Here is a 15,149-nt window from a genome sequence, read left to right on the forward strand (position 1 = left end):
CCAGTGGGAGGTGCGCTGGGCGTGGGGGACGAGCGCGGTGCTTGGACGGTCTTCGGTGAGCGAACTGTCTACGACAACCGGTGGGTTCGGGTTGGGCTTGCTGACGTTGGGGCGCCCAATGGTGAGCGGTGGGATTACCACGTCGTGCACCTTGCTCGGATCGCCATTGCGTTGATCGTGAACGAGCGCGACGAGGCGTTGATGCTCTGGCGCTATCGCTTCCCGACCGGCCAATGGGGGTACGAGCTGCTCGGGGGCCTGGTTGACGACGGTGAAGATGCTGCCGCGACTGCTGCGCGGGAGGCGGCTGAGGAGAGCGGTTGGCGACCGGTGGGCGAGCCGGAACACCTTGTCGCCTTTCAGCCGTTGCCGGGTCAGGTGACGGCCCCTGTGGATGTCTATCTCTGGCGTCAGGCCGAACGTCTCGGCGAGCCGACCGATACCGAAGAAGTGGGTCGGGTCGAGTGGGTGCCGCTGAGCCGTGTCAACGAACTGGCGCAGCGACAGGAATTGCTTGGCTCTGGGACCCTTGTGTCCCTGCTGTACTACCTGAACTCACGTAGGTAGGACTCGGAGGCGATCGGTCTTGATGACAGAAATTCGACAGAAGCCGGACAGAGTGCTCGCTTGATCATTTAGCTGCGCGGTGTGACCTGCGAATTCACCGCGACGGGAGTCTCAGCGCGTCGTCATGTGGTGTGCGCGGTGTCGTACACGCTACCGACTGTTCCGGGTTGGTGCTATTCTCCTGGGGATCGTCCAGCCTTCGGGGCGAATGGTGGATTCATGCGACCGCTTGGAACTGCTCATTCAAGGGGGAAGTCGTGACGACTCGAACGCATTGCACCGGGGCCGACTTCTGCGATGAGTTGGCTGGTTCTCGGGATATCTCGTTCGTTCGCGTGTATGAAGGGTTCCCGCCGTCTCGGCTGGTTCTCGAGACCGAGGACTTCGTCCTGCTCGCCGACATGTCGCCGCTCGTCGTCGGGCACCTCCTCTTGTTGCCCAAGAGGCACTACCTCTCGTTCTCCGAGGTGGTGGCGGCGCACCGGGCAGCGGTTGAGCACCTCGTGTCCAGGGTTCTGGGGCTGTACCGAGCGACGTTCGGCGAACCGCTCATCTTGGAGCACGGTTCCACCGAGTTCGAAGACGGCAATGGGTGCATCACGCACGCTCATTGGCATCTTCTCCCCGTTGACGGCGCCAAGGTCGACGAGTTCATGGTGGCCGAGACCGCTGGCCACGTCAGCCTTTCCGGAATAGCAGACCTCGCCGACGAGCGGTGGTCTGGCGCGTACTACCTGCGCGGGTATGGCGATGATTACCGCCTGTACTTCCCGGGTGAGTCCAACAAACGGCAGTACCTGCGATCCGTCGCCGGTCGTGTTCTCTCGATGGAGGACCCCGAGTGGGACTACGCCGTCGTTGTCCGAAAAGAAGCCCTCCGCGAAACGATGGGCAAGACGAGTCGATGGACAGTGGCCCAGCGCCTGCTGCTCAACCACCTGGAGAAAGCAACGATGTCCGTTCCGAATGTGTTCTCAGATGAACCGACTCGGCTGGACCGGGTCATCTCCACCCTCTTCGCAAACCAGTCCTCGGCTGTCCCGTCGGCGCGGCACGCCGACGGGACGACGGTCGCGGTCGTGGCGGGGGCCGACAGCCAGGACGACTGCGCGGTGCTGGCGGTGCGCGGTGACCAAGACCTCGTGATCGGGTCCGACTACGTCCGTGGACCGAAGTTCCGGCTCTACGAGTACGGGCTCCTCACGGAGTTCGACCTGGGCTACTACCTGGTGGCCGCGAACGTGAGCGACGTGGCGGCGATGGGGGCGACCCCGATCGGCGTGGTCTCCGTCGTGCGGTACCCCGCCGAGATGGACGACGTGAAGTTCGAGGAGGTCATGACCGGGATCCGGCAGGCCTGCGCGGACTTCGGGGCACCGAACATCGGCGGCGACATCGGTGGGGCGGAGCGGTTGATCTTGTCGGCCACCGCGTTCGGGACGTGCATGCCGGGGCGCGCGTTGATGCGCGGTGGCGCCAGGCCGGGCGACCTGGTCTGCCTGACGGCGCCGACCGGGACCGCGGGCGCCGCCACCGAGTACTTCCGCAGCGGCAGGACGGTCGAGGCGATCGAGAACGACCACCGGGACGAGTTGCTGCGGAGTTGGACCCGACCGCAAGCCCGGGTGCGGGAGGGTGTGTTCCTCGGGCGCAGCGGATTCGTCACCAGCTGCCAGGACACCTCGGACGGCCTCAAGGCGACGCTCGAGTGCATTGCGAGGTCCAGCGGGGTGGGGGTGGTCGTGGACGAGGCCGCCATCGTCGTGCCCGAGGCCGTGACCGCGGTGTGCCGGGCGTTGTCGAAGGAGCCGTTGGCCGTCATCATGGGCGATTCGGTGGACTTCGAGCTGGTGTTCACCATTCCACCGGAGCGTGCGGCCGAGTTGGCGGCGGACTTCGAGACCGCGGGTCTTTCCTTCGGGGTGATCGGTCGCATCACCGAGGAACCCTGCGCGGTCATGCGCCTGCGCTCGGGGGAGCGCGTGGACATCCCAGGCGCCGCCTGGCGGCACGCGACGACGGCGTGAGCTGGTCGGGATACGGGCAGTGAGACCGGGTGGAACGGCGGCCGATGGGGCGTAGGACCGCGAAGGCGTACGACAAACTGATCTTGATGGCCGCCGGTATCGCGCTGGCGGGCAAGGCCAACGGGGTTCCGTCGACCCAGTTCTGGAACTCGATCGTCACCGCCCAGCCCTACGTGCCGCTGGGTCTGCTCGTCGTCGTCGGCCTGTTCGGTGCCCTCAGCCCGTTCGAGTGGTGGCAGGCGAGATCCCTGCCGGATCAGAAGACCACCATGCGCCGCCGGATCCTGACCTCGTTCGGGCGGATGCTCGAGGTCGGCGGGCAGGTGGAACCTCCGCTGAGAACCGGTGATCTCGCCCTGCACTTCTGGAAGGTGCAGCGGACCTGGCGCCACCCGGTGTCCGGGGTGCTGCGCAGGTTGTCGACCTACCGGATGTCCTCGTCCCCGCAGACGAGGGCGTTCGCGCCGCCGAAGGGCGTCGGGGCCGTCGGCCTCTGCTGGCTGCACAACCGCGAGGTCAAGATCGATGCGGCCGGGCTGGACGCGATCACGACGCAGGCCGAGTTCGACACCTACCGGGCCGAGCACGGTGCCGAGGCCGTCATGAACCTCGATTGGGCCGAGTTCGAACTGGTCCGGCACCGGAAGGCGCTGTTCGTGGTCCCCATCCGCAACTCGCAGAGCCGGTTCATCGGGTGCATCAGCTTGGATGCCGAGCGCGGGTTCTCGACTCTCGACGAGTCCGATGTCGTCGAGGAGATGAACGCGCTCTCGATGTCGATGTCGCGTGACGAGTTCGACCTGGTGTGACCGGTCTTGCGAAGGGCGGCGCGGAATGGATCCTGTCACCTCGCGCATGCGGGCGTTGTACGACAGCAAAGCGGCTCAATACCGCCTCGCGACGTCGAGCTTGGCGCAGTTCCCCGGTCTTGATCAGGAGATCGGCGCCTTCGTGGGTTCCCTCCGCATCGGTGGACCGGTTCTGGACATCGGGTGCGGGGCAGGCCGGGATGCCGAGCACATCGTCGAACTCGGTCGACCGGTGGTGCTGTCCGACATCAGTCGGAACATGCTCGACATCGCCAGGTCCCGAGTCGGCGCGGCCGCGGTGCACTGCGACATGGCTGCCTTGCCGTTCGCCGACGGCGCCTTCGCCGGGATCTGGATGTGCGGGAGCCTGGTCCACATCCCCCGAGCTCGCCAAGCGGGAGTGCTCGGCGAGTCGTTCCGGGTGCTCGCTCCGGGTGGGCGTATCGCGATCAGCCTCAAGGAGGGGGACGGTGAGGGGTGGCGAGTGGGGGAGCGGATGGACGAATCGCGCTGGTTCACCTACTGGCGCCAGGAACAGGTGAGTGATCTGCTGCGAGACATCGGTTTCCGCGATGTCGTCACCGAACCCAGTGGGCGCGGTACCTGGTTCATCGCGTCAGGGGCGCGTCAGTCGGCGGGCGCCCATTGACCTGGGTCGCAATCCGGGAAGATCTGCCTGATTCCGCCGCGCGGATCCGCGACGTCACCAGTGTAGCGGGGAATCAGGTGGATGTGTAGGTGGTCGATGGTTCGGCCTGCCGCGCGGCCTTCGTTGACGCCGACGGTGTACCCATCCGGGCTGAGTTCCGCGTCCAGCTTGGCGCGGACTCGCTGCATGAGCTCGTAGGCTTCGCAGACCTCCTGCGCGGAGAGCTCGAAGAGTGAGACAACGTGCCGTTTGGGGACGATTTCCACGTGCCCCTTGGTGGCCGGGAAGTTGTCGTAGCGCGCGTAGAAGTTGTGGGTTTCGTCCACGAGTACGTTCACCGAGTTGTCGTGCACCCGGCAGAAGATGCACTCCTCCAGGAGGCCTCCTGGTTCACCAGGAGGTTTTCTGACTGTCTGGTTCATCTCGAGCACCTGATCTTTTCGTTGGCGGCGGTCTCGGTTTCGGGCGCGTGGTCGGGCGGCAGGTGTCGCACGGTGGGGACCTGGACAGCCAACGTAGCTACTCGGCAGGCCCATTTCCAGCGTGAACGGCACCTGGCGCCCTGCGGCCGTGTTCCTGAGGTGGTCAGGCGATGTGGCGAATTTCGGTCAGTCCGGCGATCCGGCACACCGTCGACATCGTGTTGATCACCTGGTCGAGGGACAGGTCGGTTGTGTCGATCACAACGCTGTCGGTGGCAGGCCGCAGCGGTGACGCCGCGCGGGAGGTGTCCTCGTGGTCGCGGCGCACCACGTCGGCGAGTACCTCTTGGTAGTCGGAACCGATCTCCTGCCTGTGCCGTCGGGCTGCTCGCTCATCGGCCCTGGCCGTCAGGAAGAACTTGATTCGAGCATCGGGGAAGACGACGGTGCCGATATCCCTGCCCTCGATGATGCTGGCCGTCCTGCTCTGCGCCCAATTGTGCATCAGTGACGTTATCGCTTTCCGCAGATCAGGAATCTTCGCCACCGCGGACACCGCCTTGGACACGGCGGTGGTGCGAAGTTCACTGTTGTTGATCCGCGCTGGATCGAAGAGTGCGTTCGATCGGCTTCGCTGCAGGATTCCCGTGATCAGCCCTATCATTGCCTGGCTGTCCTCGGGGTTGATCCCGGTGGACAGGGCCTCGTGGGCGAGGGTTCGGTAGGCCCGGCCGCTTTCGAGGTAGCTGAGGCTGAATCGATCGGACAATGCTCGACTGGTCGTCGTTTTGCCTGCGGCGGCCGGACCATCGACGGCAATGACGATGTGCTGTTCCATCCGTTGTCCCTCCGAACGCGGTGGGTGGGCTCACGCGTCAGATTCGGTTGGGTCGTTGAGCGACATAGCGTACACAACACGGAACGCGTAGGGAGGCCGGACTGCGCACCTCTTGTAGGTGATGTCCGTAAGCGGCTCGCCATGGCAGAGCGGCTGAGTCCGACTTAAAGTAGTCATCATCGCAGGTCACAACCCCAACGGGTTCGATGTCATCGTTTTTTCGAGTGATCAGCTCGGTCGTAGACACTTCCCGCCATGCCCTCGCTCTTCGCAAGAAGTTTCTCTCGCGCTCTTCTCCACAAGTCGAGAAGAGGACAAATGATGGACATCGCTCGGGCTGACTTCCGGAATGTCCCGATCCGATATTGTGGTAACAACAGATCAGACATGGGATCATGGGTTGTATCAGTCGCTGCTGGCCTCGGTGAACCTGGTGGGGAAATAAGTGGGACCGGCCACACCCCTGCACAGTGTGGCCGGTCCCTGGCGTCCGCATCGCGCGCGAGGGCGGCGCGATGGGGACGCTATTTCCGCGGGGGAGCCAACCCGGCGGAAAACCTTTGTTCACATATACCCAGAATGGGGGTGGAGCGGGGGTGCACCTGGGCTGGGCCGGGTGGGGGTGGCTGCCGGTAATTAACAGAATAGCGGGGCTGCGCCGAACGGGGGGTCGGTCTGGTCCGGGCGGCGAGCCGCGGTGCTGCCATCTGCTTCATTAAGCCTGGTCAACGGCCTATTTCCGGGGGGTGTCACCCGAACGCCGGACGTGCGGTGGTTGGTGCACTGGCTAGCTTTCCTTTCCTGTCTTCTGGGTACTAGTAACGGGGGTTTAGCCCATGTCTTCGATAAAGCGTTTCGGGGTGGCCGCGCTGGTGATAGTGGCGATGGCGACGGCGGTCGGTCAGGCTGTTGCCGAACCGGGGGACAAGAACGGCGACCGGGTCGAAGTCGCCAAGCAGACCGACGCGCGACCAAGCAAGGACGCGCCACTGGTGCCGCTGGTGCCGGATGACGGGCTCGACCGGCCGACCGGGCAGGGGGTGGGTGCCCAGGCGGTGCCGCTGCCGTTCACCTTCAACTTCGACTTCACCTCGTCGCTGGCCTCGCGCACGTTCTGGCCGACCAGCGCGGGCCGGACCTGCGTGAGCCTGCGTGGCACGGGTGGGAGCGATCCCATCTACTTCGGCAAGGAAATCAAGATCGAGATGTGGAACGCCTACGGCACCGACACCAAGGTCGGGCCGACGGTGCGCTACTCGCTCAACGGCAACTCGTACGGCTACTGCTGGACCGGCCTCTACCCCTACCACGAGCACTACTTCCGCCTGGTCAAGGACTGGAGCCCGACCGTGCGCGTCTGGGGAACCGGCTGGGCGTCGGCGAGCTGATCCGGGCAGGCGGGCCCACGGGCGGGACGACCCACGTCGTCCCGCCCGCGTCTCGCCGACCGGCCCGTTCACCTGCCCCCGATCCGCAACGCCGAGGTCGCGCCGACGACGCCGGGGGCCCTGGTGACGAGCCAGCCCTGGTCGTGGGTGTGCAGCGTGCCGAGGTCGAACGCCAGTTCCGGCCGGTTCCAGGCCAGCAGCTGCAGCCGGTTCCCGTCCGAGATCAGCCCGTCCGCGGTGGGTTCGAACACCACCCCGCCGGTGCCGTCGACGAGCCTGCCCGGGATCGCCGAGGTGGAGGTCTGGACCTTGCCGAGGGTTCCGAGCGTGGTCAGCCGGGTGTCGACGGTGCCGTCCGGCGCGCTGACCACCCCGATGATGCCGTCCGGGGTGGCGATGAGGTCGCCCTGCCGGACGCCGCCGCCGGTGGCCCGGACCACGCCGTTGCCCGAGCGCAGGGACACGTGCTCCACCACCGGGTCGCCGATGCCCGCGGCGATCGGGAACTGCTGCCGGTGGTCGCCGGGGGTCCGCAGCACCAGCTCCGCGTTCCACGCCCCGGTGCCCTGCTCCGGCGCGGGCCACACGACGCCTGCCGGGATGTTCGTCTGCCGCGCCTGGTCGAGCACCAGCGGGGTGCGGACCTCGATCTCGGCCAGTCCCGGCGCGGTCAGCGCGACGCCGATCGCCCCGTTGCTGCTGACCGGTTCGTCGGCCGGGACCCGTGTCGTCGACAGGAACCCGACCGCCCGCTGCCCGTCCGGCACGGTCGTGACCGCGCGCAGCACCAGGCTGGTCTGGTCCGGCTTACCGGAGATCGAGATCGGCGTCGTCACGAACGCGACCTGCTCCGCGGACCCCGCGGAGTCGGCGACCAGCACGATCAGGTCGAAGCAGGCCGAGAGGTTGGGCGAGCGCCCGGCGAACACCGCGCGCACCGGTGCGGTCGGCGGGTAGAGCGAGGTCTTCCAGGTGTGCTCCGCGCGCCGCACCAGGTCGTCGTTGCCCGCGAGGTCGCCGCGCAGCTGCCACTGGGTGACGGCGGCGACGGTGTAGGTGTCCGGTTCCTGGCTGGGGTTCGCGGTGACCACGAACGCCCCGGCCACCGCGAACACCACCACGGCAACCGCCGTGAGCATCTGCACCCGCTGCTGGCGCTGTGCGCGCCTGCGTCCGTGGACGTGCTTGAGGACCCGGTCGACGTGGTCCGGTGTGCTCGACAGCCGCATCCCGTCGAGCTCGTCGCGCAGCCGGGCGGCGGCGCGGTCCTCCTCGTCGGCGATCACGCCCGCCTCCTTCCCTGCGACGCGGGCGCCTGTGCCGCCCACAACTGCCTGACCCGAGCCATCCCCCTGCTGGTCAGCGACTTGACCGTGCCGACCGAGCAGGCGAGTTCCACCGCCGTCTGCGCCTCGGACAGGTCGAGCACCACTCTGGCCACCACCGCCGCGCGCTGCCGAGGGGGCAGCTGTTGCAGTAAGACCAGCACGTGTTCGCGTTCGACTACCGCGCCGGTGAAGTCGTCCAGGTCGAGTTGCTCGGCCAGGTCGTCCAGCGACACCTGCGGCTTCCGCTTCGCTACGCGTAAGAACTCGTGATAGACGGCCTTACGTGCGTACGCGAGGGCGTTGTCCGCGGGCACACGACGCCAACGGCGCAGGCAGCGCAAGAGCGCTTCCTGCACGATCTCCTCGGCGTCCCATTTGCGGCCGGTGAGCATGACGGCGTAGCGCAGCAGTTGGTCGTACCGGTCTCGGACAAACTGGTCGAAACCGGTTTCACTGCCGGGCAAGCCGTCACCTCCTCTCGCGGTCACTCACCCCCTAGACCGCACCGGGTCCCGGAAAGGTTGCCAACCCGCCGAGAAATTTCTGGCGGTACCGTCGACGCCATGACCAGGCCCGCGTTCCACCTCGCCATCCCGGTCGACGACCTGGCCGCCGCGCGCCGCTTCTACGGCGAGGTGCTGGGCTGCCCGCAGGGCCGCGACTCCGACTCCTGGGTCGACTGGGACCTGGCCGGGCACCAGGTCGTCACCCACCTCGCGCCCGGCAGCCGGGGCGACGCCGCGACCAACCCGGTCGACGGCCACGGCGTCCCGGTGCCGCACTTCGGGCTGGTGCTCCCGGTCCCCGAGTTCCACGCGCTGGCCGACCGGCTGCGCGCGGCGGGCACCGAGTTCGTGATCGAGCCGTACGTGCGGTTCGAGGGCCAGCCCGGCGAGCAGTGGACCATGTTCTTGCGCGACCCGGCAGGCAACGCGCTGGAGTTCAAGGCGATGGCCGACCCGAGCAGGTTGTTCGCCAGGTGAGCCTGGTCGCGCGCACGGTCGCCAACGGCCTGGCCGGTCCCAGGGCGGTCACGGTCGTGGACGCTGTGCGCCGGGTCGTCGGGATCCAGTCCCAGGACGTGCGCCCGGCGCGGCTCGCGGTCCGGGTCAGGACCGAGGGGCTCACCAGGTCCGATGTGGACAGAGCGGTTGCCGACGGCGACGTGGTCAGGACCTGGGCCATGCGCGGGACGTTGCACATGGTCGCCGCCGAGGACGCGGGCTGGTTGGTGCACCTGCTCGGCCCCCGCTTCGCGCACGCGGCCAGGGGCAGGCGGCTCAGCCTCGGCATCGACGACGCGCTGGCCGAGGCCGGTGCGGAGATCATCGCGACCGACGAGCCGCACAACCGCGCCGAACTGGTGGCCCGGCTGGCCGACAACGGCATCGCGCTCGACCCCAAGACCCAGGCGCCCGCGCACATGATCGCCTACGCCGCGATGACCGGCCGCGTCCGCCGCGGACCAGACCGGTCCGACACCGAACCCACCTACGTCCGCTTCGACCCGGGCGACCCCGTCGACGAACCCGCCGCCGTCGCCCGCCTCGCCGAGCGCTACCTGACCGGTTACGGCCCCGCCACCGCCGAGGACTTCGCCGCGTGGTCCGGTCTCCCGCTCGGCAAGGCCCGCGCGGGCCTCGGTGACCGGCAGGCCGACCCGGTCGCCGACCCCGGTCCCACGACCCGCCTGCTCGGCCACTTCGACGCCTACCTGCTGGGCTACAAGTCCCGCGACGGCATCGTCCCGCCCGAGCTCGCCAAGCGCGTCCAGGCGGGCGGCGGCTTCATCATGCCCACCGTCCTGCGCGACGGCGCCGTCGTCGGCACCTGGCGCCTGGAGAAGAACGAGGTCATCACCGACCCCGGCCTGGACGTCGAGGCGGAGGTCCAGGACATCGCCCGCTGGAACCGCGACTAGCGCAGGACCGGCCGCCGGAGCCAGGTGGTCCAGAGGGGGCGGTAGCCGTTGCGGTACCAGAAAGGAGTGGAGCGGGGGTTCGGCAGCGCGTGGTGCAGTAGTACTGCCGGGACCCCGGCTTCGTCGGACAGGCTGTGGGCGTGGGCGACCAGAACCGAACCCACGCCGGAGCCGCGCTGGTCGGCTCGCACGCTCAGGCTGGCCAGGTAGCCGACCCCCTGCGCGGCCGAGTAGCGGTCGCACCAGGCCGAGGCCGGGGGGAGTTGCAGTTGGAGGAGACCGAGCACCTCGTCGCCCCGGCAGCCGAGCCAGATCTGGCCCAGCGACGCGGCCAGCTGCGATCGCAGAGCGGGGACGACCTCCGGGCGCGGCGTGATCTTCCCGAACGGCGCGTCGTACTCGACCACCGCCATCGTCAGGTCCAGCACCACGGCCAGGTCCTCGGGCCCCGCGGGACGCACCACCACATCGGATGGTTCGACCACTGGTCCACGCCCGGGCAACCGCACCGCGATCACGCTGGACGCGGTGAAACCCCGGTGCACCAACGCGAGCACCCCCTCGGTGTCGCGGCTCGGCACCTCCACCACGGCCGCGCAGTCCAGGTCACCGGGCACGACCGAGCTGTGGATCAGGTCGAACCACGAGTCGAGCAGGTCGCCGAACGCGGCCGGGTCGGCCAGCCGGACCTCGAGCAGGTGCTTGCGCCGCGGGCTCCACGGATCGCTCGCGGGCGTCTGCTGCGACCAGGCGATCCCCGCGCCCCCGGCCACGGTCACCAGGCGCCCGGTCCCGGGGGCCAGCGGCGGCGGCACCGGCAGGAGCGGGTCGAGCGCGGCGACCCGCGCGGCGTGCGCGGTCTCGATCCCTGACACGTCCATCCGGCCATCCAACCGCAGTACGGTCGACAGCCATGGACGTATACGTCGTCGACTCCTTCACCGACCGCCCCTTCCGCGGCAACCCCGCGGGCGTCGTGCTGCTGACCGAGGACCGCCCCACCGAGTGGATGCAGTCGGTCGCCGCCGAGCTGAACCACTCCGAGACCGCGTTCGTCGACACGCGTGGCGCCAACCCGATCCCGCTGCGCTGGTTCACCCCCGTCGCCGAGGTGGACCTGTGCGGCCACGCCACCCTCGCCGCCGCGCACGTCCTCGGCGGAGACCGCCGGTTCAGCACCCGCAGCGGCGTCCTGACCGCCACCGCGACCGGCACCGGCATCGAGTTGGACTTCCCCGCCGACCCGCTCGAACCCGTCGAGCCGCCCGGCCCGCTCGTCGCCGCACTGCCGGGCGTGACCGTGCTCGAGGTGCACCGCGGCCGGGAGGATTTCCTGGTCCGCGTCGCCTCCGCGGCCGAAGTGCGCGCCCTGCGGCCCGATCTCTCTGCGTTCGCCCTCGACTCGTCCAGAGGGGTGATAGTCACCGCACCCGGTGATCAGGGTGCCGACTTCGTCAGCCGCTGCTTCTACCCCGCCGTCGGCATCGACGAGGACCCGGTGACCGGCTCGGCGCACTGCACGCTCGCCGCCTACTGGAGTCCCGTGCTCGGCAAGACGTTGTTGCTGGGCAACCAACTGTCGGCCCGCGGCGGGACCGTCGAGGTCCGGGTGGACGGTGACCGGATCCGGCTGACCGGGCAGGCCGTGACCGTGTTGGCCGGCGTTCTCACCTGCTGAACGGTCGCTGAACTTGGTGGCCGCGGGTAACTAGCACACGTGCCTCTTTCGCCTGATCGGGGTACAGTCAGCGGGCCGTCGGGGTCCCGCCATGCGCCGGGAAGGTCACCAGGGCCACCGCCCGCGGCCGTTGGAGGAGGTTGCATGCCGGACCATCCTGGAGCGGTCGAACCGGGCACGGGGCTGGTGCGCGGCGGCGATCTGCCACACGCCGAACTGGCTCATCCCGACCCGACTCGCCAGGACCCGAGCAGGGACCAGGCGTGGCAGGCCGAGGAGCAGGCGCCCGACCGCCGCTTCCTCTTCTTCTCCATCCTGGTGCTGGTCTCCGGTCTCGTCGCCGCGGGCCTGGTCTCCTGGTGGCTGCCCGCCCGCGACACCCCGAACGTCGTCGTGGTGGGCCTGCTGCTCGCGCTCGGCTTCCTGGTCGCCGAGCAGTTGGCGATCAACATCGACGTGCGCACCGGGGTGTCCTGGTCGATCTCCTTCTGCGAGATCCCGCTGGTCATCGGGCTGTTCGTCGCCCCGTTCGAGGTCGTGCTCGCCGCGCACCTGCTGGCGGGCGTCGGCACCCTGCTGGTGCGCAAGGTCCAGGACCGGATCCTCTACAACGCGGGCGCGATGATCTTCGAGATCACCAGCGCGTTCGCCGTGGCCACCTGGGTCAAGGACGTGCTCGGCGACCTCGGGCCCGCCTGGGCCGGAGTGCTGGCGGGCGCGTTGGTCGCGCCGCTGTCGAGCACCCTGCTCGCCCTGGTGTGCGTGCGCGTGCTCGGTCGCACCATGCGCCTCAACGCCGCCGTCAGACTTGTCTTGCGCACCTTGGTTCTTGGCCTGGTCAATGCGTCTATGGGTGTAGTCGGCTACCAGGTCGTCTCGCACGCGGAGGCCGGATGGCCGCTGCTCGTGCTTGCCCTCGCCGGCCTCTCCGCGCTCTACATCGCTTACTCCGGCCTGCTCCGCGAACAACGCGACCTAGAAGCGCTCGCCGAAGTCAGCCTTATCGTCGCCCGCTCCGGCCACCAGGCCGCGGCTAAACCCTCGCTGGGTCGGACCGAACCGTCGGACCTCACCGAGATAGCCGACAGCGACGAGTGGCAGACCATCGCCGACCGCATCAAGGACCAGCTCGGCGCGGGCAGGGTCGTGCTGCGGCTGCGCTTCGAACCGCAGCTCCCGCTGCACACCGTCGTCTCCGGCGACGAGCTGCCGCCCGAGTCGCACGACGTCGAGGCCACCGGCTCCCGCGCCGACGCCCTGCTGCGCCTGCCCGGCTCGCACGTGCGGCACTTCCGCCGCGGCGACGCGACCCCCGAGATCCGGCACGCCCTGCTCCGCCGGGCCGCCGACGAGGCGCTCGTGGTGCCGCTGCGCAGCGCCAGCCACCTGCTCGGCGTGGTCGAGGCGCACGACAAGCTCTCCCGCTGGCGCGGCTTCGGCCAGGCCGACGTCCGGCTCATCGGCACCATGGCCAGCCACCTGGCCACCGCGATGGACAACCGGCGGCTGCTGGCCACCCTGCGCCACGACGCCTACCACGACCCGCTGACCAACCTGCTCAACCGCCCCGGGTTCCGCCGCGCCGCGGGCGACCCGCTGCGCCGCCACCACGACTCGGTCGTGCTGCGGGTGGACCTCGACGTCCTCTCCACCGTCAGCGACGCCCTCGGCTACGCCTGGAGCGACCGCATGGTGGTGGCCGCCGGTCGCCGCCTGCGCGACGCGCTCGGCCCCGAGGTCGCGCTGGCCAGGCTGGAGGGCGGCCAGTTCGCCGCGCTGCTGCTGGACACCACACCCGAGCAGGCGCACGGGATCGCCGAGCGGCTGCGCGCCGAGCTCGCCGCCCCGTACCCGGTCGACCGGCTCACCGTCGAGGCCAACTCCGTCGTCGGCTACTCCGGCCCGCGCTGCGGCGAGCACGAGGGCGCCCCGCTGGAGACCGACGTCGACGCCCTGCTGCAACGGGCCGACGTCGCGCTGCGCGCCGCCCGCTCCAGCGGCGACACGGTCAAGGCCTACCTGCCCACCATGGGCCAGATCTTCCTGCGCCGCTTCCAGCTGGTCACCCAGTTCCGCCAGGCGCTGGAGACCGGCCAGGTGAAGGTGCACTACCAGCCCAAGGTCGCGCTGCCCAGCCGCCAGGTGCTCGGCGTCGAGGCGCTGGTCCGCTGGCGCCACCCCGAGTTCGGCAGGCTCGACCCGGACGAGTTCGTCCCGGCCGTCGAGGCCGCGGGCCTGGTCGACGCGCTCACCACGTTCGTCATGGACCAGGCCCTGATCCGGGTCCGCAAGTGGATGGACCGGGGCCTGCGCATCGCCGCCGCGGTCAACCTGTCGGTCCGCAGCCTGGACGACCCCTCGTTCCCCGACCGGGTCGCCGAGGCGCTCGACCGGCACGGGGTGCCGCCGGAGCTGCTCACCCTGGAGCTGACCGAGTCCGGCGTCATGGCCGACCCGCAGCGCGCCCTGCCGGTGCTGCGCCGCCTGCACACCCTCGGCGTCGTGCTCGCCGTCGACGACTTCGGCACCGGCTACTCCTCGCTGGCCTACCTGCGCCAGCTCCCGGTGGACGAGGTGAAGATCGACAAGAGCTTCGTGCTCGGCATGGGCACCGACCTCGGCGACCTCGCCGTGGTCCGCTCCATCGTCGAACTCGGCCACTCGCTCGGGCTCACCGTCGTCGCCGAGGGAGTCGAGGACGACGCCGCGCGCGACCAGCTGGCAGGCATGGGCTGCGACGTCGCCCAGGGCTACTTGATCTCCCGACCGCTGTCGGAGAGCAGGCTGGAAGCCTGGCTGCAGGCCAGGACGATGCAGGCCAGGGGCATGCGCGACGAGACCGTGCTGACCCTGCTGTCGTAGATCGACCCCCCGTTTTGGAGCTTCCCGGAGGGCTGTGTAAAGTACTCCATGTCGCCAGGGGCAACCCCGGGGACAAGCCCCTTTAGCTCAGTCGGCAGAGCGTCTCCATGGTAAGGAGAAGGTCTACGGTTCGATTCCGTAAAGGGGCTCGACGGTTCGGCCGCGGTACACCGAGAAGATCAGCGGTGTGGCGCGGCTTGATCCATGTCAGAGCGGTGTAGCTCAGTCGGTAGAGCAAGCGACTCATAATCGCTGTGTCGCCGGTTCAAGTCCGGCCATCGCTACGCGATGGGTGACGTGTGCCAAGTGAATGCCTTGGCCTCGTCGCTTCGCCATTGTCTCTGGGGGCCGAGCCCCCAGACCCCCAGCCGGGGGCGCGCCCCCGGACCCCCGGCGGGTGGCTGTCCGTGGGGTTGTTGATGTTTGTGAAGGGCTGGTTGTTGTGGCTTCAACTGACGTGCGGCCGAAGATCACGCTCGCGTGTGAGAGCTGCAAGCACCGCAACTACATCACCAAGAAGAACCGGCGCAACGACCCGGACCGGGTGGAGCTGAAGAAGTTCTGCCCGAACTGCAAGACCCACAAGCTGCACAAGGAAACCCGCTGACGACGACCGGTTCGCTGGCGCTCACGGTCGTGGGCACGCCAGTGTTCGGTTAG

Annotated in this window: 15 protein-coding genes and 2 tRNA genes; 12 read left to right on the forward strand and 5 right to left on the reverse strand. The window is 68.8% G+C overall.

The features are described 5' to 3' along the window. Positions 1 to 21: 21 nt before the first annotated feature. The 4 genes from BMY07_RS11870 to BMY07_RS11885 all read left to right on the forward strand — a co-directional run bounded on the left by BMY07_RS11870 (position 22) and on the right by BMY07_RS11885 (position 4,052). Positions 22 to 567 carry an NUDIX domain-containing protein gene (locus BMY07_RS11870; protein ID WP_092777566.1) on the forward strand — a complete coding sequence of 182 codons (546 nt, stop codon included), beginning with the start codon at positions 22 to 24 and terminating at the stop codon, positions 565 to 567. 335 nt (positions 568 to 902) lie between these two features. Further along, positions 903 to 2,594 (forward strand): thiamine-phosphate kinase, encoded by a 1,692-nt coding sequence (thiL, locus tag BMY07_RS11875; RefSeq protein WP_143073446.1) that lies wholly within the window; start codon positions 903 to 905, stop codon positions 2,592 to 2,594. 86 nt (positions 2,595 to 2,680) lie between these two features. After that, on the forward strand, positions 2,681 to 3,403 hold the full coding sequence (locus tag BMY07_RS11880) for a hypothetical protein (RefSeq protein ID WP_143073447.1): 723 nt from the start codon (positions 2,681 to 2,683) through the stop codon (positions 3,401 to 3,403). A gap of 46 nt (positions 3,404 to 3,449) precedes the next feature. Next, positions 3,450 to 4,052: a class I SAM-dependent DNA methyltransferase gene (locus tag BMY07_RS11885; protein WP_177215545.1), complete on the forward strand. Its 603-nt coding sequence runs from the start codon at positions 3,450 to 3,452 to the stop codon at positions 4,050 to 4,052. On the opposite strand, the gene BMY07_RS11890 is transcribed toward BMY07_RS11885, so the two are convergent. Next, a complete protein-coding gene (locus BMY07_RS11890; protein ID WP_092777574.1) occupies positions 4,031 to 4,474 on the reverse strand; it encodes an HIT family protein in 444 nt (147 codons plus the stop codon). The two genes, BMY07_RS11885 and BMY07_RS11890, sit on opposite strands and share 22 nt — an antisense overlap. A gap of 163 nt (positions 4,475 to 4,637) precedes the next feature. Then, positions 4,638 to 5,312: a (d)CMP kinase gene (gene cmk, locus BMY07_RS11895; protein WP_092777576.1), complete on the reverse strand. Its 675-nt coding sequence runs from the start codon at positions 5,310 to 5,312 to the stop codon at positions 4,638 to 4,640. Between the two features lie 836 nt (positions 5,313 to 6,148). Here cmk and BMY07_RS11900 point away from each other — a divergent pair. Continuing rightward, on the forward strand, positions 6,149 to 6,700 hold the full coding sequence (locus tag BMY07_RS11900; protein ID WP_143073448.1) for a hypothetical protein: 552 nt from the start codon (positions 6,149 to 6,151) through the stop codon (positions 6,698 to 6,700). A gap of 68 nt (positions 6,701 to 6,768) precedes the next feature. On the opposite strand, the gene BMY07_RS11905 is transcribed toward BMY07_RS11900, so the two are convergent. Next, the gene (locus BMY07_RS11905; protein WP_143073449.1) at positions 6,769 to 7,986 is read right to left on the reverse strand and encodes a hypothetical protein; all 1,218 of its coding nucleotides are present in this window, start codon (positions 7,984 to 7,986) and stop codon (positions 6,769 to 6,771) included. Beyond that, positions 7,983 to 8,492, reverse strand: a complete 510-nt coding sequence (locus tag BMY07_RS11910) for a sigma-70 family RNA polymerase sigma factor (protein WP_177215546.1) — start codon at positions 8,490 to 8,492, stop codon at positions 7,983 to 7,985. Before BMY07_RS11910 ends, BMY07_RS11905 begins: the two co-directional genes overlap by 4 nt. A 99-nt stretch (positions 8,493 to 8,591) precedes the next feature. On the opposite strand from BMY07_RS11910, the gene BMY07_RS11915 reads away from it, so the two are divergent. After that, a complete protein-coding gene (locus tag BMY07_RS11915; RefSeq protein WP_092777584.1) occupies positions 8,592 to 9,011 on the forward strand; it encodes a VOC family protein in 420 nt (139 codons plus the stop codon). Then, on the forward strand, positions 9,008 to 9,949 hold the full coding sequence (locus BMY07_RS11920; protein WP_177215547.1) for a winged helix DNA-binding domain-containing protein: 942 nt from the start codon (positions 9,008 to 9,010) through the stop codon (positions 9,947 to 9,949). The genes BMY07_RS11915 and BMY07_RS11920 overlap by 4 nt, the downstream gene beginning before the upstream one ends. Here the strand turns inward: BMY07_RS11920 and BMY07_RS11925 are convergent. Continuing rightward, positions 9,946 to 10,830: a GNAT family N-acetyltransferase gene (locus BMY07_RS11925; protein WP_092777588.1), complete on the reverse strand. Its 885-nt coding sequence runs from the start codon at positions 10,828 to 10,830 to the stop codon at positions 9,946 to 9,948. The genes BMY07_RS11920 and BMY07_RS11925 overlap by 4 nt on opposite strands. A gap of 32 nt (positions 10,831 to 10,862) precedes the next feature. Between BMY07_RS11925 and BMY07_RS11930 the strand changes: the two genes are divergently transcribed. The 5 genes from BMY07_RS11930 to rpmG all read left to right on the forward strand — a co-directional run bounded on the left by BMY07_RS11930 (position 10,863) and on the right by rpmG (position 15,096). Then, positions 10,863 to 11,627, forward strand: a complete 765-nt coding sequence (locus BMY07_RS11930) for a PhzF family phenazine biosynthesis protein (RefSeq protein WP_092777590.1) — start codon at positions 10,863 to 10,865, stop codon at positions 11,625 to 11,627. Positions 11,628 to 11,771: 144 nt separating this feature from the next. Next, positions 11,772 to 14,489 (forward strand): putative bifunctional diguanylate cyclase/phosphodiesterase, encoded by a 2,718-nt coding sequence (locus tag BMY07_RS11935; protein WP_092777592.1) that lies wholly within the window; start codon positions 11,772 to 11,774, stop codon positions 14,487 to 14,489. A gap of 76 nt (positions 14,490 to 14,565) precedes the next feature. Further along, positions 14,566 to 14,638, forward strand: a tRNA-Thr gene (locus tag BMY07_RS11940). 62 nt (positions 14,639 to 14,700) lie between these two features. Further along, positions 14,701 to 14,773: transfer RNA gene (locus BMY07_RS11945), tRNA-Met, on the forward strand. 158 nt (positions 14,774 to 14,931) lie between these two features. Then, a complete protein-coding gene (gene rpmG, locus BMY07_RS34955; RefSeq protein ID WP_092777594.1) occupies positions 14,932 to 15,096 on the forward strand; it encodes a 50S ribosomal protein L33 in 165 nt (54 codons plus the stop codon). Positions 15,097 to 15,149: the final 53 nt, after the last annotated feature.

It is taken from the genome of Actinokineospora terrae, from assembly GCF_900111175.1.
Lineage (GTDB): Bacteria > Actinomycetota > Actinomycetes > Mycobacteriales > Pseudonocardiaceae > Actinokineospora > Actinokineospora terrae.

Excerpts from the sequence above, each read along its gene's own strand:
- BMY07_RS11880 (WP_143073447.1), top strand. The coding sequence starts at position 2,681 with ATGGCCGCCGGTATCGCGCTGGCGGGCAAGGCCAACGGGGTTCCGTCG.
- BMY07_RS11885 (WP_177215545.1), top strand. The coding sequence starts at position 3,450 with ATGCGGGCGTTGTACGACAGCAAAGCGGCTCAATACCGCCTCGCGACG.
- BMY07_RS11890 (WP_092777574.1), bottom strand. The coding sequence starts at position 4,474 with ATGAACCAGACAGTCAGAAAACCTCCTGGTGAACCAGGAGGCCTCCTG.
- cmk (WP_092777576.1), bottom strand. The coding sequence starts at position 5,312 with ATGGAACAGCACATCGTCATTGCCGTCGATGGTCCGGCCGCCGCAGGC.
- BMY07_RS11900 (WP_143073448.1), top strand. The coding sequence starts at position 6,149 with ATGTCTTCGATAAAGCGTTTCGGGGTGGCCGCGCTGGTGATAGTGGCG.
- BMY07_RS11915 (WP_092777584.1), top strand. The coding sequence starts at position 8,592 with ATGACCAGGCCCGCGTTCCACCTCGCCATCCCGGTCGACGACCTGGCC.
- BMY07_RS11925 (WP_092777588.1), bottom strand. The coding sequence starts at position 10,830 with ATGGACGTGTCAGGGATCGAGACCGCGCACGCCGCGCGGGTCGCCGCG.
- BMY07_RS11930 (WP_092777590.1), top strand. The coding sequence starts at position 10,863 with ATGGACGTATACGTCGTCGACTCCTTCACCGACCGCCCCTTCCGCGGC.
- BMY07_RS11935 (WP_092777592.1), top strand. The coding sequence starts at position 11,772 with ATGCCGGACCATCCTGGAGCGGTCGAACCGGGCACGGGGCTGGTGCGC.